Raw genomic sequence first — 21,919 nt, 5'->3', positions numbered from 1 at the left:
GGTTCTCCGGTCCGGCGCCACCGTTATCCGCTCGTGACGTCGCAGAATGGTCACGTGCCTCCGACCGCAGCGAACAACGGGCCCAGTCGCGGCCGCGTCCTGGTCGTCGACGACGACGCCGCCCTCGCCGAGATGCTCGGCATCGTGCTGCGGCGGGAGGGGTACGACCCCGCCTTCGTCTCCGACGGCAACCGGGCGCTGTCGGTCTTCCAGCAGACCCGCCCCGACCTCGTGTTGCTCGACCTGATGCTGCCGGGCCGCAACGGCCTGCAGATCTGCCAGGACATCCGCAACCAGTCGGCGGTCCCGATCGTCATGCTCACCGCCAAGGGCGACACGATCGACGTCGTCCAGGGGCTCGAGGCCGGTGCCGACGACTACGTCACCAAGCCGTTCAAGCCCGTGGAGCTCGTCGCCCGGGTGCGCGCGCAGCTGCGCCGCGGCGAGACCGGCCAGGCCGAGTCGCTGTCCATCGGCGACGTGCAGATCGACGTCCCGGCCCACCAGGTCACCCGCGACGGCACGCCCATCCCGCTGACCCCGCTGGAGTTCGACCTGCTGGTCGCCCTGGCCCGCAAGCCGCGCCAGGTGTTCACCCGCGAGCTGCTGCTCGAGCAGGTGTGGGGCTACCGGCACGCCGCCGACACGCGGCTGGTCAACGTCCACGTGCAGCGGCTGCGCGCCAAGATCGAGCGCGACCCCGAGAAGCCGGAGATCGTGCTGACCGTCCGCGGGGTCGGGTACAAGGCCGGCCCCCCGTGACCACCGCGGGCAGCCCTGCCGCGGGCCGCCGGTGAGCACCACCCACCCGGCGCCGCCGGCCGCGGCCGCGGGCGGGACGGGGAGCGCCCCCGTCCCGGCCCGCCGCCGGCCGCGCCCGCGGGACCTGCGCACCGTGCGGCGCGGGCTGCGGCGGCGTGCGGTCCGGGCGCGGATCCGCACCCGGCGGCTGGTCGGCCGGGCGCTCTCGGCCTGGCGGAAGTCGCTGCACGTCCGCATCGGCGCGATCACGATGGTCGTGGCGGGCACCGTCGTCGTCATCGTCAGCCTGGTGCTGTTCAGCCAGATCCGCACGCAGCTGCTGTCGGTCAAGCAGCAGGCGGCGATCGACCAGGCGCAGGCCGGCGTCGTGTACGCCCGGTCGGAGGTGGTGGGCATCGCCGCGGGTGACGCCGCCAGCGTCCGCGCCACCCTCGGGCGCACCGTGAACGGGCTGCTCACCCGCGGCGGCTCGGCCGGCGACTTCGACGTCGTCATGGTCTACCGGACGGGCAACACCGAGCGGCCGCCCGCGGTCAGCCGGGCGGGTGTGTACCCGGCGCTGCCCGACGAGCTGCGCGCCGGCGTGCAGGGCGGCGGGCAGTACACGCAGTACGCGCCGGTGCCCGACGACGCCGGCGAGCCCCGGCCGACGCTGCTCGTCGGTGCCCCGGTGCCCGGCGACGTCTCCTCCTCCGAGGAGATCGAGCTGTACTACGCCTTCCCCCTCGACCAGGAGGACGAGACGCTCTCGCTGATCCGCAGCACCGTGGCGATCAGCGGCATCGCGCTCACCCTGTTCGTGGCCGGGATCGGCGTGCTCGTGACCCGGCTGGTCGTGGACCCGGTGCGCCGGGCGGCGGGTACCGCGCAACGGCTGGCCGAGGGGCAGCTCGAGGAACGGATGGCCGTCCGCGGTGAGGACGACCTGGCCCGGCTGGCCACCAGCTTCAACGCGATGGCCGACAGCCTGCAGCGGCAGATCACCCAGCTCGAGGGCCTGTCCCAGCTGCAGCAGCGGTTCACCTCCGACGTCAGCCACGAGCGCGCACCCCCCTGACGACCGTGCAGATGGCCGCCGACGTCCTGCACGAGTCGCGCGGGGACTTCCCGCCGCACGTGGCCCGCTCGGCCGAGTTGCTGCACGAGGAGCTCGACCGCTTCGAGCGGCTGCTGTCGGACCTGCTGGAGATCAGCCGCTACGACGCCGGCGCCGCCGTCCTCGACTGGGCGCCCACCGACCTCGGCTCACTGGTCGGGCGGGTGGTCGACGGGATGAGCGCGCTGGCCGAGCGGCACGGCTGCGAGTTGCGGGTGACCGGCCCGGCCGACCCGGTGATCGCCGAGGTCGACGCGCGGCGCGTGGAGCGGATCCTGCGCAACCTGGTCGGCAACGCCGTCGAGCACGGCAGCGGGCAGCCGATCGAGGTCACCCTGGCGGCCAACCGGACGGCGGCCGCGGTCACCGTCCGCGACCGCGGCGTCGGGCTCTCCTCCGCCGAGGCCCAGCACGTCTTCGACCGGTTCTGGCGGGCCGACCCGTCGCGGGTGCGCACCGTCGGCGGCAGCGGCCTGGGCTTGTCGATCAGCCTGGAGGACGCCCGCCTGCACGGCGGCTGGCTGCAGGTGTGGGGACAGCCCGGGCTCGGTGCGCAGTTCCGGCTCACCGTCCCGCTGGTGGCGGGCACCGACCTCACCAGCTCCCCGCTGCCGCTGAGGCCGACGATCGTGCGCCGTCCCGGGGTGCGCCCGTGAGGCGGCTGCCCGCGGCGCTGGCCGCCCTCCTGCTGGCCCTGCTTGCCGCGTGCTCGACCGTGCCCACCGGCTCCGCGCCGCAGGCCATCACCGACGCCGAGGCCCGGCCCACCGGCGACGTCGGGATCGAGCCGCTCGGCCCGCGCGCCGGTGCGACGACGGAGGAGATCGTCCGCGGGTTCGTCGACGCCGCCGCCAGCTCCGTCAACGGCCACCCCGTCGCCGTCGAGCACCTGACCCCCGAGGCGGGCGCGACCTGGAGCGACGAGGCCGGCATCACCCTCGTGGGCCCGGACTACGCCACGGTGGCCACCGGCTCCGGCGCCGTCGTCATGACCGGCGACCAGGTCGGCACGGTGGACCCGCGCGGCGTCTTCACGGCCGCCACCGACACGGTCTTCACCCACGAGTTCACGCTGACCGAGGTCGACGGCGAGTGGCGGATCACCAACCCGCCCGACGGGCTGGTCATGCTCGTGCCCGACTTCGAGCGCCTCTACGACGACCTCGCCGTCTACTTCGTGGACCCGCTGCAGACGCGCGTCGTGCCCGACCCGCGCTACCTGATCTCCGGGGAGGCCCAGCCGACGACGCTGGTGCAGCGGCTGGTCGAGGGTCCCTCGCCGGCCCTGGCCGCCGGTGTCGGCAACGCCCTCGGCGGCGTCACGCTCACCCGTGCGGTCACCCTCTCCGGGTCCACGGTCGTCGTCGACCTCGCCGGTCTCGACGACCTCTCGCCGCAGCAGCTCGCGCAGCTGTCGGCGCAGCTGGTGTTCACCCTCGACCAGGTCGAGGGCACCAGCTCCGTGGAGGTCCGCACCAACGGCGAGCCGGTGACCACCGAGGGCGTGCCGACCGTCCAGCGCACCGACGACTGGGCCTCCTTCAGTCCCGACTCCGTCCCCGCCGACGCGGCCGGCCACTACCTCGACGCCGGCCGGCTGATGACCGTCGACGGGCAGCCGGCGCCGGGGCCCGCCGGTCAGGGCGTGTACGGGCTGACGAGTGCGGCGGTCTCGGCCGACCCGCGGACCAGCGCGCTGACCACGATGGCCGGCGTCTCCGTCGCCGGTGGCACCGCGTCCCTGCTGCTGGGCCCCTACAACGGGGACCTCGCGCCGGCGGTGACCGGCGCGAGCCGGTTGTCGGTCCCGACGGTCGCCGCGACCCGCCCGGAGTTCTGGGTGGTCCGTGACGAGAGCACCGTCGTCCGGGTGCCGGCCACCGGCTCGCCGCAGCCGGTGAACGCCCCGACCCTCGCCGGTCTGGGCCGGACGGAGGTGCTGCAGCTCTCGCCCGACGGCGTGCGCGCCGCCGTCGTGGTCAGCCGCGGGGACGACGCGGTGCTGCTCGTCGGCACGGTGGTGCGCTCCGACGAGGGGCCGGTGGCGCTGCGCGACCTGCGCGAGGTGGCGCCGTCGCTGCCCGCCGTCGTGGACGTCGCCTGGCGCACGGCCGGCAGCCTGATGGTGCTCGCCGACGGCGGGGAGGACGGCGTGGTGCCCTACGTCGTCGGCGTCGACGGGTGGGGGCTGTCCACGGTGCCCACCTCCGGCCTGCCCAGCCCGCCGACCGCGCTGGCCGCCGCGCCCGGCCAGGACGCGCTGGTCAGCGCCGGCGGGGCGGTGTGGGGGCTCACCGGAGGCACGTGGGTGACGCTCATCCGCGGCCAGGCGCCGGTGCCGGGCACCGAGCCCTTCTACCCCGCGTAGCCGTCCACAGATCCGGCCGGGCCGCTCCGGTGTGCCGGCGCCTGCCGCAGGCTGGGACGGTGCGAGGACCCGGCGCGGCGCTGGCCGGCAGCCTCGTGGACCTGGTGCTGCCGCGCACCTGCGCCGGGTGCGGCGTGCCCGGACCGGCGCTGTGCCGGCGCTGCACCGCCGCGCTCGCGTCCCCGCGCGAGGCGACGCCGCGGCGGCCGCCACCGGGGCTGCCGCCCACCGTGGCCGCCGGCGCCTACGCCGGGCCGGTACGTCCTGCCGTCGCCGCCTTCAAGGAGCACGGCCGCGCCGAGCTCGCCGGCCCGCTCGGGGCGGCGCTGGCGCTCGCCGTCGGGGTGCACGCCGTGCTGCTGCCCGGGCGGCCGGTGCTGCTGGTCCCGGTGCCGGCGTCGCGGGCGGCGCTGCGGGCGCGCGGCCGCGACTGCGTGCGGGAGCTGGCCGCCGTCGCCGTCGCGGACCTGCGCGCGGCCGGGGTGGACGCCGGCTCCGCGCGGCTGCTGACCCGGGCCGGGCGGGTGCGGGACTCCGCGGGGCTGTCGGTGGCGCAGCGGCGGGCCAACCTGGCCGGAACCTTCGCCGTCCGCCCGGGGACGCTCCCCGCCGGAGCGCTGCTCGTGGTCGTCGACGACGTCGTGACCAGCGGCGCGACGCTCAGCGAGGCGGCCGCCGCGCTGGGCGGGACCCGCCGGGACCACGACACGCCGGTGCTGGCCGCGGTGGTCGCCGCGACGCCGCGGCCCGGCGCGCGGGGACGTTCCCCGGGCGGTCCAGGGCAGGGTCCGTGCGGTGCTCCGCCGGGGCGTCTCGATCGACTGTCCGGTCCACGTGACAGCGACTAGCGTGCCATTGGTCACACCCGACGACCGGGAGGTCCTATGGAGATCGTGGTCCGTGGCCGCAACGTGGAGGTGCCGGAGCACTACCGGCAGCACGTCGAGGACAAGGTCGGCCAGCTCGAACGGTTCGACGGCAAGTTGTCCCGCATCGACGTCGAGTTGTTCCACGAGAAGAACCCCCGCCAGTCCGCCAACTGTCAGCGCGTGGAGATCACCCTCCGCGGCAAGGGACCCGTGGTCCGTGCCGAGGCCAGCGCGCCCGACTTCCACGCAGCGCTCGACCTGGCCTGCGCCAAGCTCGACAACCGGCTGCGGCGGGCCAACGACCGCCGCCGCGTGCACCACGGCCGGCGGACCCCGCCCACCGTGCGCGTGTCCGGCCACCCCGCCGCGCCGCTGGAGACCCCGGCGCTGGGCATCCCCGACGTCGAGCAGCAGTTCGACGGGGAACCCCTGGTCACCGACCTCGACGAGCACCTGCCCGGCCGTGTCGTGCGAGAGAAGCACCACCCGGCCGTGCCCATGACCGTCGACCAGGCCCTGCACGAGATGGAGCTCGTAGGGCACGACTTCTTCCTGTTCCAGTGCGCCGACACCGGCCAGCCGACCGTCGTCTACCGCCGGCACGCCTTCGACTACGGCCTCATCCGGCTGGTCGAGCCGCCTCTGGGGACCGTGTACGAGCAGAGCGAGGCACCGGCCGAGCCCGCCGTCGTCCCGCGCTGACCCGTACCGGGGGAGGGGCCGTGCCGCACCGGCACGGCCCCTGCGCCGTGTCCGCGCGGGTCCGGGTCCTCAGTCGGTGGCCAGCCGGCCGAACAGGACGGCGTCGCCGCGGGTGCCGTCCCGCCGGGGCAGCGCCGCGCGGACGACGCCCTCGCGGGTGAACCCGGCGCGCGCGGCCACCTCCTGCGAGGCGCCGTTGTCCACGTCGACCACCAGGTGCACCCGCGGCGCGCCGTGCGCGAACGCCCAGGCGGCGAGGCCGTCGGCGATCTCGGTGGCGTACCCGCGGCGCCGGGCCCACGGCGCCACCGAGTAGCCGATCTCGGGGCCGAGGTGCCGGCCGCCCAGGAGCAGTCCACCGGTGCCGACGAGTCCGTCGCCGGCGTCGGCCACCACCGACAGGCCCGTGCCCTCCGCGCGCTGCCGGACGACCGTGTCCACGAAGGCGCGGGCATCGGCGACCGTGTAGGGCACCGGGGCCCCGGTGATCCAGCGCTGCGCCTCGGGGTCCTGCGTCGCCCGGTGCACGGCGTCGACGTCGTCGTCGGTGAAGGGCCGCAGGACCAGGCGGGCGGTGCGCACCACCTCGGTGGTCAGGTCGGTGCCGGGGAGCTCCACGGATCCATCCTCAGGCGTTGCCGAGCACCCGGTCGACCGAGATCTCGACGACGACCCGTGCCGGGTTCTCCCGGGGTGTGCGGTAGCGCTGCGCGTAGCGCGCCTCGGCGTCGGCCACCGACGCGGCGTCGTCGCGGACCACCGCCGACCCCTCCAGGGTCAGCCAGCGGCGGCCGTCGACCTGGCAGACCGCGACGCGGGCCTGCCCCGCGCGGACGTGGCGGGCCTTGGCCGAGGTCCCCGAGGTGATGACGCGGGCGGTGCCCGTGCCCGGGTCGTAGGTGACGCCCACGGGCACCACGTGCGGCGAGCCGTCGGCGCGCAGGGTGGTCAGCGTGGCCAGGTGGCGCTCGGTGAGGAAGACGAGCAGTTCCGGCGCGAGGTCGTGCGGGTCGTGGGCCACGCCGACGAGGTTAGGTCGCTCCCGGGGCGGGCACCGGCGGCGCGTGGAGCTGGCGGGTGCGCGGGTGCTGGTCGCCGGTGCGACGGGCGTGCTGGGCGGGTCGCTGGCCCGGGCGCTGGCCGCGGCCGGCGCGCGGGTGGCGCTGTCGGGGCGCGACGCCGACCGGCTGCAGGCGCTGGCCGGCGAGCTCGGCGGCGTGCCGGCGACGGCCGCGGACGCCGTCGACGTCGACTCCGTCGGGGCCGCGGTCGACGCCGCGGCCGCGGCGCTGGGCGGGCTCGACGCCGTCGTCGTCGCGTGGGGCGTGGTGGCCTTCGGTCCGGCAGCCGACGCCGACGACGCGGTCACCGAGGAGCTGTTCGCCGTCAACACGCTCGCGCCGATGAGCCTGGTCCGCGCCGCGCTGCCGCACCTGGCCGACGGCGGCGCGGTCGTGCTGCTGTCGGCGGTCGTGGCCGACGCCCCGACGCTGGGCATGGCGGAGTACTCGGCGAGCAAGGCGGCGCTGTCGGCGTGGGCCGGGGTGCTGCGGCGCGAGCTGCGCGGCCGGTCGATCGGCGTGCTCGACGTCCGGCCGCCGCACGTGGACACCGGCCTGGTGGACCGGGCGCTGGCCGGGACGCCGCCGCGGCTGCCCGCCGGGCACGACCTCGGGGAGGTGGTGTCCGCGGTGCTCGACGGCATGCGGCAGGGCGCGCGCGAGGTCGTCGTCGACCCGCGGGAACGGCGGCTCGTCGTCCGGTGACCCCGCCCGGCTGCGGCCGGGCACGTGCGGCGTCCCCGGGGTGCTGGCACCGCCGCCTACGCTGGTGGCGTGGTGTTCTCCAGACTTCTGCGAGCCGGTGAGGGCAAGATCCTCCGACGACTGGACCGGATCGCCAACGCGATCGAGTCCCTCGAGGACGACGTCTCCCCGCTCACCGACGCCGAGCTCCGGGCGAAGACCGACGAGTTCAAGGAGCGGTACTCCGACGGCGAGACGCTCGACCAGCTGCTGCCGGAGGCCTTCGCCGTCGTCCGGGAGGCGGCCACGCGCACGCTCGGCCAGCGGCACTTCCGGGTGCAGCTCATGGGCGGCGCCGCGCTGCACCTGGGCAACATCGCCGAGATGCGCACCGGTGAGGGCAAGACCCTGACCGGCGTGCTGCCGGCCTACCTCAACGCCCTGACCGGCGACGGCGTGCACGTGATCACGGTCAACGACTACCTGGCCAAGCGCGACGCCGAGTGGATGGGCCGGGTGCACCGCTTCCTGGGCCTGTCGGTCGGCACGATCCTCTCCGGCGAGAAGCCGGCGCACCGCCGCGAGCAGTACGCCGCCGACATCACCTACGGCACGAACAACGAGTTCGGCTTCGACTACCTGCGCGACAACATGGCCTGGAGCAAGGCCGACCTCGTGCAGCGCGGCCACCACTTCGCGGTCGTCGACGAGGTCGACTCGATCCTCATCGACGAGGCCCGCACCCCGCTGATCATCAGCGGCCCGGCCGAGTCCGCCGGCAAGTGGTACGTGGAGTTCGCGCGGATCGTGCCGCTGATGAGGCGGGACGTGCACTACGAGGTGGAGGAGGCCAAGCGCACGGTCGCCGTCAGCGAGGAGGGCGTGGAGTTCGTCGAGGACCAGCTCGGCATCGACAACCTCTACGAGGCGGTCAACACCCCGCTGATCGGCTACCTGAACAACGCGCTGAAGGCCAAGGAGCTCTTCCACCGCGACCAGCAGTACATCGTCAGCAACGGCGAGGTGCTCATCGTCGACGAGTTCACCGGCCGCGTGCTGGCCGGCCGCCGCTACAACGAGGGCATGCACCAGGCCATCGAGGCCAAGGAGAAGGTGCAGATCAAGGACGAGAACCAGACCCTCGCCACGATCACGTTGCAGAACTACTTCCGGCTCTACGAGAAGCTCTCCGGGATGACCGGCACCGCCCAGACGGAGGCGGCCGAGCTTTCGCAGACCTACAAGCTGGGCGTCGTCCCGATCCCGACCAACCGGCCGATGGTCCGCGAGGACCGCTCCGACGTCATCTACAAGACGGAGAAGGCCAAGTTCGACGCGGTCATCGACGACATCTCCGAGCGGCACGAGGCCGGCCAGCCGATCCTCGTCGGCACCGCCAGCGTCGAGAAGTCCGAGGTCCTGTCCAAGCTGCTGCTCCGCCGCGGGATCCCGCACGAGGTCCTCAACGCGAAGAACCACGCGCGCGAGGCACACATCGTCGCCCAGGCCGGGCGGCTCGGCGCGGTCACCGTGGCCACCAACATGGCCGGCCGCGGCACCGACATCCAGCTCGGCGGCAACCCCGAGTTCATCGCCGACGAGGAGCTGCGCGCCCGCGGGCTGTCGCCGTCGGAGACGCCGGAGGAGTACGAGGCCGCCTGGGACGAGGCGCTCGCCGCCGCGAAGGAGCAGGTGAAGGCCGAGCACGAGGAGGTCGCCGAGGCCGGCGGGCTGTACGTGCTCGGCACCGAGCGGCACGAGAGCCGCCGCATCGACAACCAGCTGCGCGGCCGCTCGGGCCGACAGGGCGACCCGGGGGAGTCGCGGTTCTACCTCTCCCTCGGCGACGACCTGATGCGCCGGTTCAACGGCCCGATGCTCGAGTCGATGATGACCACGCTGCGGGTCCCCGACGACCAGCCGATCGAGTCGAAGATGGTCTCCCGGGCCATCCGCTCGGCGCAGACGCAGGTCGAGCAGCAGAACTTCGAGGTCCGCAAGGACGTCCTCAAGTACGACGAGGTCCTCAACCGGCAGCGCACCGTCATCTACGACGAGCGCCGCAAGGTCCTCGACGGCGAGGACCTGCACGAGCAGGTGCAGCACATGCTCGACGACGTCGTCGCCGCCTACGTCGACGGCGCGACCGAGACCGGCTACGCCGAGGACTGGGACCTCGAGGTGCTGTGGAACGGCCTCAAGGCGCTCTACCCGGTGGGCCTGGACCGCACGGAGCTGCTCGACCGGGTGGCCGACGGCGAGCAGGCCGCGCTGACCGCCGACGTGCTCAAGACCGAGCTGCTCGAGGACGCGCACCGCGCCTACGAGGCGCGTGAGACGGCGCTGGGCTCGGAGGTCATGCGCGAGCTCGAGCGGCGGGTGCTGCTCAGCGTGCTCGACCGCAAGTGGCGCGAGCACCTCTACGAGATGGACTACCTGCGGGCCGGCATCCACCTGCGCGCGATGGCCAACCGCGACCCGGTCGTGGAGTACCAGCGCGAGGGCTACGACATGTTCACCGCGATGCTCGACGGCATCAAGGAGGAGTCGGTCGGCTTCCTGTTCAACCTGGAGGTCAAGACCAAGGAGCAGCAGGAGGCCGAGGCCAAGGCCTCGCAGGCCGAGGCCGAGGCCAAGGCGCTGGCCGCCGCGCAGGAGGGCACCGCTCGGGTGCTCGCCCGGCAGAAGGCGCAGGAGGCCGCCGCCCGTCAGGCTGCCGCTGCCGCTGCCGCTGCCGCTGCCGCTGCCGCTGCCGCTGCCGCTGCCGCTCCGGCACCGGTCGCCCCGGCGCCGGCCGCCGAGGCTCCTCCTGCGCCCGCTCCTGCCGCCCCGGCTCCCGCCGCCGCCTCCGCTCCCGCCGTCCCCGCTCCCGTCTCCGGCGACGGCTCCGCGCCGGTGTCGATGGCCAAGCCGGCGGGCGGGCCGGGGGCCCGGCCCTCGACCGGCGCCCCGGCCGGGCGGCCGACCGCCCGCAAGACCGGCCCCCGGCACGCGGCGCCCGCCGCGCCCGCCGCGGAGCTTGAGACCCCGACCCCGTCGGGCACCGGGCCGCAGCTGGCGGTCAAGGGCCTCGACGAGCCGCACCGGCCCGCCGAGGAGCTGACCTACTCGGCGCCCTCGCTCGACGCCTCCCCGAAGGAGAGCGGCCCGGCCAAGGCGGCGAAGTCCGCGACGGTCACCGGCACCAAGGAGCCGGCGCGCAACGCCCCCTGCCCCTGCGGCTCGGGCAAGAAGTACAAGGTCTGCCACGGAGCGGCCTCGCGCTGACACCTCCGTCGCACCGCCCCGGCGCCCCGCCGACCCGTGTGGTCGGCGGGGCGCCGTGCCGTCGCGGCCACCCGGCAGGGGGCGGTGGTCCGTCAGCCGATGGAGAGCGCGGTGCATCGCCACCGCCCGTCGACGCCCTCGAGGCGGGCGGCCACCGCGTGCGCCCGGCCGCTCCGCCGCGCCACCGTGCCGACCTCGGCCACGCCGTCGACCGGCTCGCACACGTGCACGGGCCCGACGAGCAGCGGCCCGGTGCCGGCGGCACACCAGGCGGGCCGCCGTCCGGACACCAGCGCGGCGTAGACGCCCGGCGAGGTCAGCCGCTGCACCTGGGTCAGCGGCCGCTGTCCGGCCAGCGCCTCGAGTGCGGTGGTGAACAGCAGCCGGCCCGCGGCACGCGGGTCGGGCAGGTCGGCCCGCACCGACCACGCGGGGCCGAACAGGTCCTGCGACCGGCTGCGACGCCCTTCCGGTGCGGGGCGCGGACCGGGCCGGTGCGGTGGGCGGGGCGGCGGGGTGGTGGGGTCGACCAGGGCGACGGCGGGTCCGGTCAGGGGCGGGTGCAGCGCCGGGACGATGCTGAGCCGCAGCGTCCGGAGCGGAGCAGCGGGGGCCTCAGCGGGCACCGGAGTGGGCGCGGTGGGCTGGGGGGACGCGGTCACAGGAGCTCCCGGGGTCGGGTCGGTGGCGGGGACGACGCGGGCCGGGGGAGCGGCCGGGCGGAGTGGCTGGGCGGTGCGGCTGGGCGGTGTGGCTGGACGAGATGACGGCGCTGCCGGCTCTCAGGGCGGCGGGCGCAGCACCTGACCGGGCAGCAGCAGGTCGGGGTCGGGCCCGATGACGGTCGCGTTGGCCGACCACCAGCGGCCGACGGCGGCGGCGACCTGGGCGTCGGTCGGCTGGGCGCCGGTGCGGGTGTGCAGGTCGGCGGCGGCGATGGTCCAAAGGCACTCGCCGCGCAGGACGACGTGGTCGCCGGGCGCGGGAGCCGGCCAGTCGGGCAGTGCGGGTGCGGCGTCGGCGGGTGCCGCGTCAGCGGGTACGGCGTCGGCGGGTGCCGCGGCGGGCCAGTCCGGGACCTCCTTCGCCGCCTGCCCCGTCGTCTCCGCAGTGGCCGTGACGACGACGGCCGGGGGCGGCGCCGTGGTCGCGCAGCCGGCCAAGGCCGGTGCCGTGGCGAGGCCGATCCCGAGGGCCAGGGCAGCCGCCCGCCGCCCGGACGCGGGGACGATGCAGCGCAGCACGAGGCCGGCGGCGGCTCCGGCGAGCCCGGGTAGCGCCGACAGCGCGGTGAGCGCCAGGCCGAGCGCGCCCCAGGCCCAGACCGCCCACGCGAGGGCGGCGACCCCGGCGAGCAGCAGCGCCTCGGGTCCGGCCGTGTCGACGAGGGACTGTAGGTCCCCGCGGCCGTGCACCACCGCGGCGAGGTCCGGGGTGAGCGCGCGCAGGCCGACCGCGACCGCGGCCATGGCCGCAGTCGTGACGACGAGCCGACGTGCCGACACGAGCCCTCCTCTGAGTTGACGTCGACGTACTGAAGCAAGCAAACGCCATCAAACGCAAGTTTCCTTGTGCATCTAGGCTCTGCGGCATGCGCTGGCAACAGCTGTTCGCCGACCTGCAGGCGGAGTTCGAGGAGGCCGAGGCCGCCGAGGAGCGGGCTCAGCTCCCGGCCCGGTCACGGGCGGAGTTGGGTGCCCTCCGGCTGGCCGACCGGCTCGGCGGCGCGGTCGGCGGACGGGTGTCGCTGCGCTGCCGCGGCGCCGGCGAGGTGGCCGGCGTGCTCACCGACACCGGCCCGGACTGGGCGCTGCTCGACGACGGATCGGGACGCGAGGCGCTGGTCGCGCTGCCGTCCGTCGTCGCCGTGTCGGGGCTGGTGCGGACGACCGTGCCGGCCGGGCCCGCCTCCGCGGTACGGGCCGCGCTGGACCTGCGCCGGGCGCTGCGCGGGCTCGCGCGCGACCGCAGCGCGGTGACCGTCGTCCTCGACGACGGCGGGGTGCTGACCGGGACGGTCGATCGGGTCGGCGCCGACTTCGTGGAGCTCGCCGAGCACGCGGCCGACGACTTCCGCCGCGCGGGCTCCGTGCGCGGCGTGCGGGCGGTGGGGCTGTCGGCGGTCGCGGTGGTGCGGACGCTGGCGCCCGGCGCCGCCTGAGGTCAGCGGCTGCCGCGCCGCCCGCGCGCGGCGGGCTCGGCAGGTGCCTCCTCGTCGGTGGCGGGTCCGGCAGGGACCTCCGCCGGCTCCTCGGGTGGGGGCACCGCGCCGGCGCGGGCCTCGGCGTACTTCTGCTGGATGAAGCGCTCGAGCTCGTCGACCTCGACCCGCCACTGCCCGCGGCCGCCGATCTGGATGGCGATCAGCTCCCGCCGCCGGACCAGCGCGTAGGCCTGCGACCACGAGACGTTGAGGATCTCGGCGACGTCGTCGAGGGTCAGGAAACGTGGCGTGGGCATGGGCTCTCCGTCCGGTCCCCGCCAGTCTGTCAGGACGCACTCACCCGCACGCCTCCCGTCCACACCCGAACGTGTGGACAACCGGTGCACGCATCCGCGTCCGTACCGCATCATCTGCGTCCGACCGTGCCTCGCTGCGCCGGTCGGATCGGACGTCCGCCGGATCGGCGGGCCGCCGGGCGAGCCCGGCCGGCGGAGAGAGGGGCGCTGCGGTGAGCGGTGCGACGCGCACGGTGCCGGCGGCGCCGGCCGGGGAGACGCCGGCCGGCCCGGTCCCGCGCCGGGTACGCCCACCGCGGTGGCTGGACCTGCGCCTGGTGCTCGGCGTCCTCCTCGTCCTGGGCTCGGTCCTGCTGGGCGCCCGCGTGCTGGCCACCGCCGACGCCACGGTGCCGGTCTGGTCGGTGACCGCCGACCTCGCCGCCGGCACGGTGCTCGGCCCCGAGGACCTTGCCGCCGTGGACGTGCGGCTCGGCGACGCCGCGGGCGCGTACCTCTCCACCGGCACCGACCCGGCGGGCCGCACGCTCGCCCGGGCGGTGCGGGCCGGTGAGCTCCTGCCGCGCACCGTCCTCGAGGAGCCGGAGGACCTGGTGCAGGTGGCCCTGCCGGTGCAGGCCGGCCACGTGCCGCCCGGCCTGGCCCGAGGTGCGGTCGTGGACGTCTACGGCGTCACCGACCCTGCGGGCACCACGACCGGGGAGGGGGTCGTGCTCGTCGTCGGTGCTGCGCCGGTGCAGGCGGTCAGTGGCCGGGCCGAAGGCGTGCTGTCGACGACGGCCACGTCCGTGCAGGTGGTGGTCGCCGTGCCCGCCGCCGACGCGCCGGACGTGCTGGCCGCGATCGGTGGCCGTCCGCTCGTGGTGGTGGTGCACGGGTCGGTCGAGCGCGCCGCGGCGACGTCGGCCCCACGGCCCGGGGCCGCGTCCTCGTCACCGGCCTCCTCCACCGCCTCCTCGTCGCCGGCTCGGAGCACCGCGCCGCCGCCCGTCGAGCCCGGTCCGCCCGCGGTCCCGCCGGTGGCGGTCGACCCCGCCGCCCCGCCGGGCGCCCCCGCGGTCCCACCCGCCGACCCGGCGGCGGGCGTGCCCGCCGCCCCCGTCGCCTAATGGCGCTGCAGGTCGTCACCGCCGTCACCGGAGCAGCCTGGGAGGCGGCGCTGGTCGGCGCGCTCGACCGCGCCGACCACGGCGTCACCGTCGTGCGGCGGTGCGTGGACGCCTCGGACCTGCTCGCCACCGCGGCCACCGGGACCGCCCAGGCCGCGCTGCTGTCCGCCGACCTGCACCGGCTCGACGGCGACGCCGTCGCCCGGCTCACCGCCGCCGGCGTGGCGGTCGTCGGGCTGGCCGACCCCGCGGACGAGCGCGCCGGCGACCGGCTGCGCGCCCTCGGCGTGCTCACGGTCCTGCCGGCCGACGCCGCCGCCGAGGACGTCGTCCGCGCGCTGCGCGACGCTGTCGACGGCGTCCCGGGAGCCGGGCACGACGTCGCCGACCCGCGGGCGGCGCTCCCCGTCCCGCCCCGGTCGGGGGACGAGGCGGAGGAGCGGCGCTCCCCGCGCGGCCGGGTGGTGGCGGTGTGGGGCCCGACCGGCGCCCCGGGCCGGACCACCGTCGCGGTCGGCCTGGCCGACGAGGCCGCCCGCATGGGCGTGCCGACGCTGCTCGTCGACGCGGACGTGTACGGCGGCGTCGTGGCGCAGGTGCTCGGGCTGCTCGACGAGTCCCCGGGACTGGCCGGCGCGGCGCGGCAGGCGGCCGCGGGGACGCTCGACGAGGCCGCACTGACCCGGCTGGCGTGGTCGGTCCGCCCGCACCTGGCCGTTCTGACCGGGCTGGCGCGCGCCGACCGCTGGCCCGAGCTGCGGCCCGGCGCGGTCGCCGCGGTGCTCACCGAGGCCCGGCGGACCGCCGACCTCGTCGTCGTCGACTGCGCCTTCAACCTCGAGGAGGACGAGGAGCTGTCCTTCGACACGGCCGCGCCCCGGCGCAACGGCGCCACGGTGACCGTCCTCGAGCAGGCCGACGACGTCCTGTGCGTCAGCGGCGCCGACCCGGTGGCGCTGCAGCGCACCATCCGCGCCCTCGGCCAGCTGCGCGACCTGCTGCCGGAGGTGGAGCCGTCCGTCGTGGTCAACCAGGTGCGCCGCGGGCCGGTGCCCGGGGACCCGCGCGAGGAGATCGCCGGCGCGCTCGAGCGGTTCGCCGGACGTGCGGTCCGGACCTTCCTGCCCGCCGACCGCCGCGCCACCGACGCCGCGCTCGCCTCCGGTCGGACGCTGGCGGAGGTGGCCCCCGGGTCCCCGCTGCGCGCCGCCCTGCGGTCGCTGGCCGCGGGACTGGCACGGGTGCCCGAGCCGGCCGCCCGACGGCGGGGCCGCGCGCGCCGCAGGGCCGGATGAGGCCGGCACCGGGGGTGGTCGGTCCCCACCTCGGCGGGTGCACCCGCTGCGGTCCGCCACGTACGGTGGGCCACTGATCCTGAGGAGGACGATGGCCGAGCGGCTGAGCACCCTGGACGCGTCGTTCCTCTACCTCGAGGACGCCGGGGCGCCGATGCACCTCTCCGGTGTGCTGGTCCTCGAGCCTGTCGAGGGCGGACTCGACGCCCTGGCCGCGCTGGTGGAGGCCCGGTTGCCGCTGGTGCCGCGCTACCGGCAGCGGATCGTGCCGGTGCCCGGGCACCTGGCCAACCCGGTGTGGGCCGACGACCCCGACTTCGACGTCGCCTACCACGTCCGGCGCTCGGCGGTCCCGCGCCCGGGCACCGAGACGCAGCTGCTCGACCTGGTCTCCCGGGTGACCTCGCGCCCCCTGGACCGGAGCCGGCCGCTGTGGGAGGTCTACCTGGTCGAGGGGCTGGCGGGTGGCCGGGTCGCGGTGGTCACCAAGACCCACCCGGCGCTGGTCGACGGGCTGGGCACCGTCGACATCGCGCAGGTCCTGCTGGAGTCGTCGCCGGATGCGGCGGTGCCGCCGGCCGACCCGTGGGCGCCGCACCGCGTACCGGGCCGGGCCGAGTTGATCGCCGACGCGCTGGTCGACTACGTGCAGCGGCCGACGGCGGTGCTGGAGACGGCGCGAGCGGCGGTCGGGGACCTGCGCTCCACCGTGTCGCGGGTGCGGGGCGTGGCCGGGGGACTGGTACGCGCGGCCGGCTCGGCGGTCCTCCCGGCACCGCACGGCCCGCTCAACCGCACGGTCGGCACCCAGCGGCGGGTCGCCGTCGCCCGGGCCGACCTCGAGGACCTCAAGGCCATCCGCAAGGCGCACGGCGGCACGATCAACGACGTCCTGCTCACCGTGCTGACCGGCGCGCTGCGCGACTGGTTGCTGTCCCGCGGCGAGCCGGTCCTCGGCTCGACCGCGGTCCGGGCGCTGGTCCCGGTGTCGGTGCAGGGGGAGGAGCAGGAGGCGCCGGGCAGCAGCGTCGCCGCCTACCTGGTCGACCTGCCCGTCGGGGAGCCCAACCCGTGGGTGCGGTTGGCGCGGCTCAGCTACGCCATGCGCGGGGTGACCGGCTCGGGCCGCTCCGTGCGCGCGGACACGCTCATCGCGCTGACCGGCTTCGCCCCGCCGACGCTGCACGCGCTCGGCGCCCGCGCGGCCCGTGGCCTGTCGCGGCGGCTGTTCAACCTGGTCGTCACCAACGTGCCGGGCCCGCAGGTGCCGCTCTACGCCGCCGGGAGCCGGATGCTCGAGGTGTTCCCGGTCGTGCCGCTGGTCGGTGGACAGGGGCTGGCTGTCGGGATGACCAGCTACGACGGCCGCGTCTACGTCGGGCTCAACGCCGACCGGGACGGCGTCGGCGACGTGGACGTCCTCGCGGACATGGTCGAGCAGGAGGTCGGGGCGCTCGTCGAGTCGGTGCGCTGACCCGGCGGCGGCCCTCCGGCCGGTCGCGCGGGATACGGTCGCCCTTCCCGACAGGAGAGGAGCGGCCGGGTGCGGATCTACCTGCCGGCGACGACGAGCGTGCTGCGCACGCTGGTGGACGAGGGCCGGCTCCACGGGCCGCACACCGGCTTCGCCGTCACCTCGCAACTGCGCGAGCACTACGCGGTCAGCGACGCGGCGGCCGACCTCGAGGAGCTGGAGTACGCGGCGCTGCTCACGGCCGCCCGCGCCAGCCTGCGCCTCGTCGACGTCGACCCCACCGCCGCCCGCCGCCGGGTCGTTCTCGCCGCCGACGTGCCGGACGCGGCGGTCACCCCGGTCGACGACCCCGACACCGACCCCGGTGCGGTGCGGGTGACCGTCGACGTCCCGCTCGCCGACGTGGCCAGCGCGCACGTCGACGGCGCCGAGGCCGAGGACGACGTCCGGGCCGCCGTGGCCGTGGTGCTCGAGGCCGACCTCGGCAGCGACGAGGCGCAGTTCGTCGTCGACCAGGCCGAGGGGCACGAGCTGGCCTGGTACGCGACGCAGGAGATCGGCCCGGCGCTCGACCTGCTCTGACCGGACGGTCACGACGCCGCCTGCCGGGCGCGGGCGACCTGGACTCGCTGCGGGACCCCCGCGGTGACCAGCCAGCCCGAGCCCGGCCGGACCGGCACCGGCGTCCGGGGCAGCCGGATGCCGAGCAGGTCGGCGTCCCCGGGACCCGGGCAGAGCAGCACGCCGCTGCGGCTGCGGCGCAGCTCGGCGACCGGGCCCCGGAAGGCGGCACCCAGCTCACCCGCCGTCCCGGCGGCGAGGACGAGGACGCCCCCGTCCACCCCGCCACGGTCGCCGGCCGCCAGGGCCGTGCCCACGGGGGAGTCGGCGAGCGGGTCCGCGCCGTCGAGGAGGACCACGCCGGGCCGCCCGCCCAGGTCCTCGCACCACGCCCGCCAGCCGCGGACGTCGTCGGCGGCCGTCGTCGGGAGCTCGCCTCCGCGGGCGCGGCCGCTGCGGGTCACGCGCAGCACGGGGACCCCGGCCCCGGTGAGGATGGCCCCGAGGGTCGCCAGCGTGGTGGTGCGGCCGCTGCGGGACGGGCCGACGACGAGCAGCCCGCCGGCACGGGCGAGGTCGACGAGGAGCACGTCGCCCTCGTCGCCGCCAGGACCGAGCGGCACCCCGCGCAGCAGGTCGGCGACGCCGGTCCCGGGCGGGAGCGTGTCCGGCACCGGATCCGCGGGCAGCTCGGGGATGGTGAGCGCCCGGCTGCCCGGGGCGGCTGCGGGCGCCGTCCGCCGCAGCGGCCGGGGCAGCGCGACCTGGCACTCCCGTGCCTCCTCACCCAGCAGCGCCCGGCCCGGCGGGCGGGAGCCGGGGATCGCGCGCACCGGGACGCCGGCCACCGCGTAGTCGGCGCGGTCGGGCAGGGGGAGGACCAGGCGGGTGCCCGCCGCCGCGGCCAGCCGCCCGCCGGGGACCGCCCGGTCGGCGGTCATCACGCAGGTCAGGCCCGCGGCACCGCCGTCGCGGACCAGCCGCAGGAAGTCGGCGGACCCCGACCCCGGCACCGCCTCGTCGAGTTGGGCCAGCAGCCCGTCCACGCCGTCGACGAGGAGCAGCACCGCCGGTGCGTCCGCGTCGGGTCCGGCCCGCCGCCCGGCCACCTTGTCGGCCAGCCGGGAGACCAGCCGGACGGTGCGCAGGGCGTCCGCCGCACCGACGACCGTGCCGGCGTGCGCCAGTCCGCCTGCCTCCGCGGCGAGGGCGCCCCCGCCGTGGTCGAGGACGTGCACGTGCAGCCGCCCCGACGGCAGTCGCTCGACCGCCTCGGCCAGCACCGTCCGCAGCAGGGTGGTGCGCCCGCTGCGCGGTCCGCCGACGGCCAGCCATCCTCCGCCGCGGGCGAGGTCGAGGACCAGCGGCTCGCGCGACTGCCGGTCGGGACGGTCGACCAGTCCGAGCGGCAGCCGGGTCGTCAGCCACTCGCCCTCGGCGGGAACGGCAGCAGCGTCGAGCCGGTCGGGCAGCGGCGGCTGCCACGGCCGGTGCGGCCGGTCCAGGCCCGCAGCCCCGGCGCGTGCGGTGGTCGCCGCGGTGATCCGGGCCAGGTCGGTCGGTCCGGCGGTGGCTCCGGTCGGCGCCCGAGCCGGTGTCCCCGGCCACGACCAGCGGGTCACGGCCGGGCCCGCGGAGGACGTGTCCGCGCCGAGCGCCACCCGCGCCGCCTGGAAGGACACCGGCCGCCCGCCGCCGATCCGGACGTACCCGCGTCCCGGACGGTCCGCCGGCACGGTCGCGGCGACCGCGCTGCCGAGCACGTCACGCGAGTCGGACTCGTCGGTGGTGCGCAGGCACAGCCGCAGCGAGCAGTTGGCCCGGATCTCGGGGGACACGACGCCGCCCGGGCGCTGCGTGGCGAGCACGAGGTGCACGCCGAGGGAGCGGCCGCGCTGGGCGATGCCCACCAGCCCGCTGACGAACTCCGGCAGCTCCTCGGCGAGCCCGGCGAACTCGTCGACGACGATCACCAGCCGCGCGAGCCCGACCTCCGCCGGCAGAGCCGCGAGGTCCGGGACGCCGGCCGCCGCCAGCAGCGCCTCGCGGCGGGACAGCTCCGCGGTCAGCGACCGCAGCGCCCGGGCGGTGGCCGGGGCGTCCAGGTCGGTCACCAGCCCCACGGTGTGCGGCAGCGCGACCGCCTCGGCGAAGGCGGCTCCGCCCTTGTAGTCGACCAGCAGGAAGGAGCAGCGGTCCGGTGGGTGCGCCAGCGCCAGCCCGGCCACCAGCGTCTGCAGCAGCTCCGACTTCCCCGACCCGGTCGTGCCGGCCACCAGCGCGTGCGGCCCGTCGCGCACCAGGTCGACCTCGGCGACGCCGTCCGCGGTGACCCCCAGCGGGGCGCTCAGCGACGACCGCGTGCCGGACCAGGCGACCGGGACGTCCGCCGTACCGCCCCTGACGAGGTCGAGCAGCCGCACGGTGCGCGGCAGCCCCGCGGCCCGCCGGGCGGGCGCCAGCGGAGCCAGGTCGCGGGCCAGACGGGCGGCGACCGCCGGCGGCAGCCGGTCGACGACGACCTCGCCGGGCGCCGCGTCGTCCCCGAGGGCGAGCAGCCCGGTGTCCCCGGTCTCGCCACCCGCCTCGAGGACCGCGTGGACGCAGCCACCGAGGTCCTCGCCGCGGCGGGCGAGCGCCAGCAGGACCACACCCCGCTCCCGGCACGCGCGCAGCTGATCCCCGAGCGCCGCATCGACCGGCCGGTCGACGACGAGGACGAGCACCCCCGCCGCCGGGCCGGACGGCGCGCGCCCCTCGGCCACCCCGGCCAGCCAGGTCGCCAGTGCCCCGTCCGCCGCAGCGGCCGCCGGTCCCCGCGCCGGCCGCACGGAGACGGCGCCGGCCGGCAGGTGCGGCAGCCACCGCGCCCAGGCCCAGTCCACGCGGCGCCCGGCCGTGGTGAGGACGGCGACGTCCACCTCGCCGGGCGCGGCCAGGGTCACCAGCTGCGCGAGCACCGCCCTCGCCACTCCCAGCGCCGGCTCCCGAGGACCGGTCACACCCAGACCCCCGGTGCGGCGCAGGTCCACGGTCACCGGCAGGTCCGCCGCCGGCTCGAGAACCCGCCGGCCATCCTCGATCCGCACCACCCGGGTGGTCCCCGCGCCGGTGCCGATCCGCACGGTCGCGACGGTCGGGTCCCCGGCGCGGCGGGACCACAGCAGCGTCGTGCCCCGGCGCGCCGCGGCGGCCAGCGCCGCGAGGTCGGGGGCCTCCGCACGCGCAGCCCGCACGTCGGACCGCACGGCGTCGGCCAGCCGGGCGCCGGCCGCCCGCAGCTCCTGGGCGTGGGCCGCGGCCGCCCGCCGCCCGGTTCGGGACCCGCTCCACCGGTCCGAGGCCCACGAACCCACCGCCACCAGCGGGCCCAGCAGCGCGAAGAACAGGAAGGTGGGCGTGGACAGCAGCACCGCGAGCGCGACACCGGCGACGGCGGGCAGCACCACGGCCACCCAGCCCAGCCGGCGCCGGGGAGGCGCCGCGGGCGGGACGGGCAGCGGCACCTCCACCTCCGGGCGGTGCGCGGAGGGAGCGGTACCGGGGCGGACCAGCCGGCGGCCGCCGGGAGCGGGACGCGACCCGGCCCGGCCGTCCCGCGGACCGGTGACGGTCACCGAGCTCGCGCCCAGCCGCAGCACCGCACCGGTCCGCCACTCCTGCGCGGTACCGCCCAGGTCGGCGTCGTCGAGCCGGCTGCCGTTGGTGGATCCGAGGTCGGACACGGTGATCCCGCCGGCACCGACCTCGAGCGCGACGTGCCGCCGGGAGACAGCGGGGTCGGGGAGGGGCAGCGTGGCTCCGGCGCCCCGGCCGAGGACGTGCCGGCCGGTGACCAGCGGCACGGTGCTGCCCGCTGCCGGGCCGCCCACGACGTGCAGCTCCAGCGGGCTGGCGGCCGGCGCCCCGGAGCGCGGAACCGGGCGGCCCAGGCCGAGCACCGCGCCGTGCAGGAGCCGGTCGTCGGTCAGCAGCAGGTCCCCGGGGAGCCGTGTGGTGCCGGACCACAGCCCGGCCGGCGCGGTGCCGAGGGCAGCGGCCAGCTCGCTCAGGACCACGTCGAGCGGGGCGTCGTCGGCAGCACGGATCTCGACGTCGACGGCACCCTCGGCGCCGACCACGGTCCAGCAGCGGGTCCCGGCACCTGCGGGGAGAGGGGCGGACACGGGCGCGACGCTCCCGCTGCCGGCCCCCGGTCCGGCGGCCGCGGC

19 protein-coding genes are annotated in these 21,919 nt (G+C 77.0%); 13 read left to right on the top strand and 6 right to left on the bottom strand.

The features are described from left to right. The first annotated feature begins 54 nt into the window (after window positions 1-54). From mtrA to hpf, 6 genes are read left to right on the top strand one after another with little or no spacing between them, the layout of a single operon-like run. Complete coding sequence (gene mtrA, locus BM414_RS03320) at window positions 55-762, top strand: MtrAB system response regulator MtrA (RefSeq protein ID WP_093578026.1); 708 nt, start codon at window positions 55-57, stop codon at window positions 760-762. 31 nt (window positions 763-793) lie between these two features. Beyond that, window positions 794-1,819: a HAMP domain-containing protein gene (locus BM414_RS30565; protein ID WP_245784452.1), complete on the top strand. Its 1,026-nt coding sequence runs from the start codon at window positions 794-796 to the stop codon at window positions 1,817-1,819. An 11-nt stretch (window positions 1,820-1,830) separates the two neighbouring features. After that, the gene (locus tag BM414_RS30560) at window positions 1,831-2,514 is read left to right on the top strand and encodes a sensor histidine kinase (protein WP_245784451.1); all 684 of its coding nucleotides are present in this window, start codon (window positions 1,831-1,833) and stop codon (window positions 2,512-2,514) included. Further along, window positions 2,511-4,226, top strand: a complete 1,716-nt coding sequence (locus BM414_RS03310) for an LpqB family beta-propeller domain-containing protein (protein ID WP_093578025.1) — start codon at window positions 2,511-2,513, stop codon at window positions 4,224-4,226. Before BM414_RS30560 ends, BM414_RS03310 begins: the two co-directional genes overlap by 4 nt. Window positions 4,227-4,285: 59 nt before the next feature. Beyond that, complete coding sequence (locus BM414_RS03305; protein ID WP_245784450.1) at window positions 4,286-5,074, top strand: ComF family protein; 789 nt, start codon at window positions 4,286-4,288, stop codon at window positions 5,072-5,074. A gap of 36 nt (window positions 5,075-5,110) precedes the next feature. Continuing rightward, window positions 5,111-5,797 (top strand): ribosome hibernation-promoting factor, HPF/YfiA family, encoded by a 687-nt coding sequence (gene hpf, locus BM414_RS03300; protein ID WP_093578024.1) that lies wholly within the window; start codon window positions 5,111-5,113, stop codon window positions 5,795-5,797. Between the two features lie 69 nt (window positions 5,798-5,866). On the opposite strand, the gene BM414_RS03295 is transcribed toward hpf, so the two are convergent. Then, window positions 5,867-6,415 (bottom strand): GNAT family N-acetyltransferase, encoded by a 549-nt coding sequence (locus tag BM414_RS03295; RefSeq protein ID WP_093578023.1) that lies wholly within the window; start codon window positions 6,413-6,415, stop codon window positions 5,867-5,869. A 10-nt stretch (window positions 6,416-6,425) separates the two neighbouring features. Then, window positions 6,426-6,818: a pyridoxamine 5'-phosphate oxidase family protein gene (locus tag BM414_RS03290; RefSeq protein ID WP_093578022.1), complete on the bottom strand. Its 393-nt coding sequence runs from the start codon at window positions 6,816-6,818 to the stop codon at window positions 6,426-6,428. Window positions 6,819-6,861: 43 nt separating this feature from the next. Between BM414_RS03290 and BM414_RS03285 the strand changes: the two genes are divergently transcribed. Further along, the gene (locus BM414_RS03285; protein ID WP_093578021.1) at window positions 6,862-7,563 is read left to right on the top strand and encodes an SDR family NAD(P)-dependent oxidoreductase; all 702 of its coding nucleotides are present in this window, start codon (window positions 6,862-6,864) and stop codon (window positions 7,561-7,563) included. Window positions 7,564-7,632: 69 nt separating this feature from the next. Continuing rightward, on the top strand, window positions 7,633-10,809 hold the full coding sequence (gene secA, locus BM414_RS03280; protein ID WP_093578020.1) for a preprotein translocase subunit SecA: 3,177 nt from the start codon (window positions 7,633-7,635) through the stop codon (window positions 10,807-10,809). A gap of 92 nt (window positions 10,810-10,901) precedes the next feature. Here the strand turns inward: secA and BM414_RS03275 are convergent, their stop codons facing one another. Further along, entirely contained in the window at window positions 10,902-11,471 is a 570-nt protein-coding gene (locus tag BM414_RS03275; protein ID WP_245784449.1) for an Rv3235 family protein, read from the bottom strand. Window positions 11,472-11,591: 120 nt separating this feature from the next. Continuing rightward, window positions 11,592-12,314, bottom strand: a complete 723-nt coding sequence (locus BM414_RS03270; protein ID WP_093578019.1) for a LysM peptidoglycan-binding domain-containing protein — start codon at window positions 12,312-12,314, stop codon at window positions 11,592-11,594. Between the two features lie 86 nt (window positions 12,315-12,400). Between BM414_RS03270 and BM414_RS03265 the strand changes: the two genes are divergently transcribed. Continuing rightward, on the top strand, window positions 12,401-12,970 hold the full coding sequence (locus BM414_RS03265; protein WP_093578018.1) for a hypothetical protein: 570 nt from the start codon (window positions 12,401-12,403) through the stop codon (window positions 12,968-12,970). Between the two features lie 2 nt (window positions 12,971-12,972). On the opposite strand, the gene BM414_RS30555 is transcribed toward BM414_RS03265, so the two are convergent. Beyond that, the gene (locus BM414_RS30555) at window positions 12,973-13,269 is read right to left on the bottom strand and encodes a helix-turn-helix domain-containing protein (RefSeq protein WP_245784448.1); all 297 of its coding nucleotides are present in this window, start codon (window positions 13,267-13,269) and stop codon (window positions 12,973-12,975) included. Window positions 13,270-13,481: 212 nt separating this feature from the next. Between BM414_RS30555 and BM414_RS03255 the strand changes: the two genes are divergently transcribed. The 4 genes from BM414_RS03255 to BM414_RS03240 all read left to right on the top strand — a co-directional run bounded on the left by BM414_RS03255 (window position 13,482) and on the right by BM414_RS03240 (window position 17,729). Then, window positions 13,482-14,378 (top strand): SAF domain-containing protein, encoded by an 897-nt coding sequence (locus BM414_RS03255; protein WP_093578017.1) that lies wholly within the window; start codon window positions 13,482-13,484, stop codon window positions 14,376-14,378. Further along, on the top strand, window positions 14,378-15,673 hold the full coding sequence (locus tag BM414_RS03250) for a CpaE/TadZ family protein (RefSeq protein ID WP_093578016.1): 1,296 nt from the start codon (window positions 14,378-14,380) through the stop codon (window positions 15,671-15,673). The genes BM414_RS03255 and BM414_RS03250 overlap by 1 nt, the downstream gene beginning before the upstream one ends. A 91-nt stretch (window positions 15,674-15,764) precedes the next feature. Further along, a complete protein-coding gene (locus BM414_RS03245; RefSeq protein WP_093578015.1) occupies window positions 15,765-17,147 on the top strand; it encodes a WS/DGAT/MGAT family O-acyltransferase in 1,383 nt (460 codons plus the stop codon). 69 nt (window positions 17,148-17,216) lie between these two features. Then, on the top strand, window positions 17,217-17,729 hold the full coding sequence (locus BM414_RS03240; protein ID WP_093578014.1) for a DUF6912 family protein: 513 nt from the start codon (window positions 17,217-17,219) through the stop codon (window positions 17,727-17,729). 8 nt (window positions 17,730-17,737) lie between these two features. On the opposite strand, the gene BM414_RS03235 is transcribed toward BM414_RS03240, so the two are convergent. Beyond that, window positions 17,738-21,874, bottom strand: a complete 4,137-nt coding sequence (locus BM414_RS03235; protein ID WP_175551403.1) for an FtsK/SpoIIIE domain-containing protein — start codon at window positions 21,872-21,874, stop codon at window positions 17,738-17,740. Window positions 21,875-21,919 lie beyond the last annotated feature (45 nt).

The sequence above is a fragment of the Geodermatophilus amargosae genome (genome assembly GCF_900116515.1).
In the GTDB taxonomy this organism is placed as follows: domain Bacteria; phylum Actinomycetota; class Actinomycetes; order Mycobacteriales; family Geodermatophilaceae; genus Geodermatophilus; species Geodermatophilus amargosae.
This window is presented reverse-complemented; position numbering and strand designations above follow the sequence as displayed.

Coding starts and splice junctions, on each gene's coding strand:
- BM414_RS03245 (WP_093578015.1), top strand. CDS start 15,765: ATGGCCGAGCGGCTGAGCACCCTGGACGCGTCGTTCCTCTACCTCGAG.
- BM414_RS30560 (WP_245784451.1), top strand. CDS start 1,831: ATGGCCGCCGACGTCCTGCACGAGTCGCGCGGGGACTTCCCGCCGCAC.
- BM414_RS03265 (WP_093578018.1), top strand. CDS start 12,401: ATGCGCTGGCAACAGCTGTTCGCCGACCTGCAGGCGGAGTTCGAGGAG.
- BM414_RS30555 (WP_245784448.1), bottom strand. CDS start 13,269: ATGCCCACGCCACGTTTCCTGACCCTCGACGACGTCGCCGAGATCCTC.
- hpf (WP_093578024.1), top strand. CDS start 5,111: ATGGAGATCGTGGTCCGTGGCCGCAACGTGGAGGTGCCGGAGCACTAC.
- BM414_RS03250 (WP_093578016.1), top strand. CDS start 14,378: ATGGCGCTGCAGGTCGTCACCGCCGTCACCGGAGCAGCCTGGGAGGCG.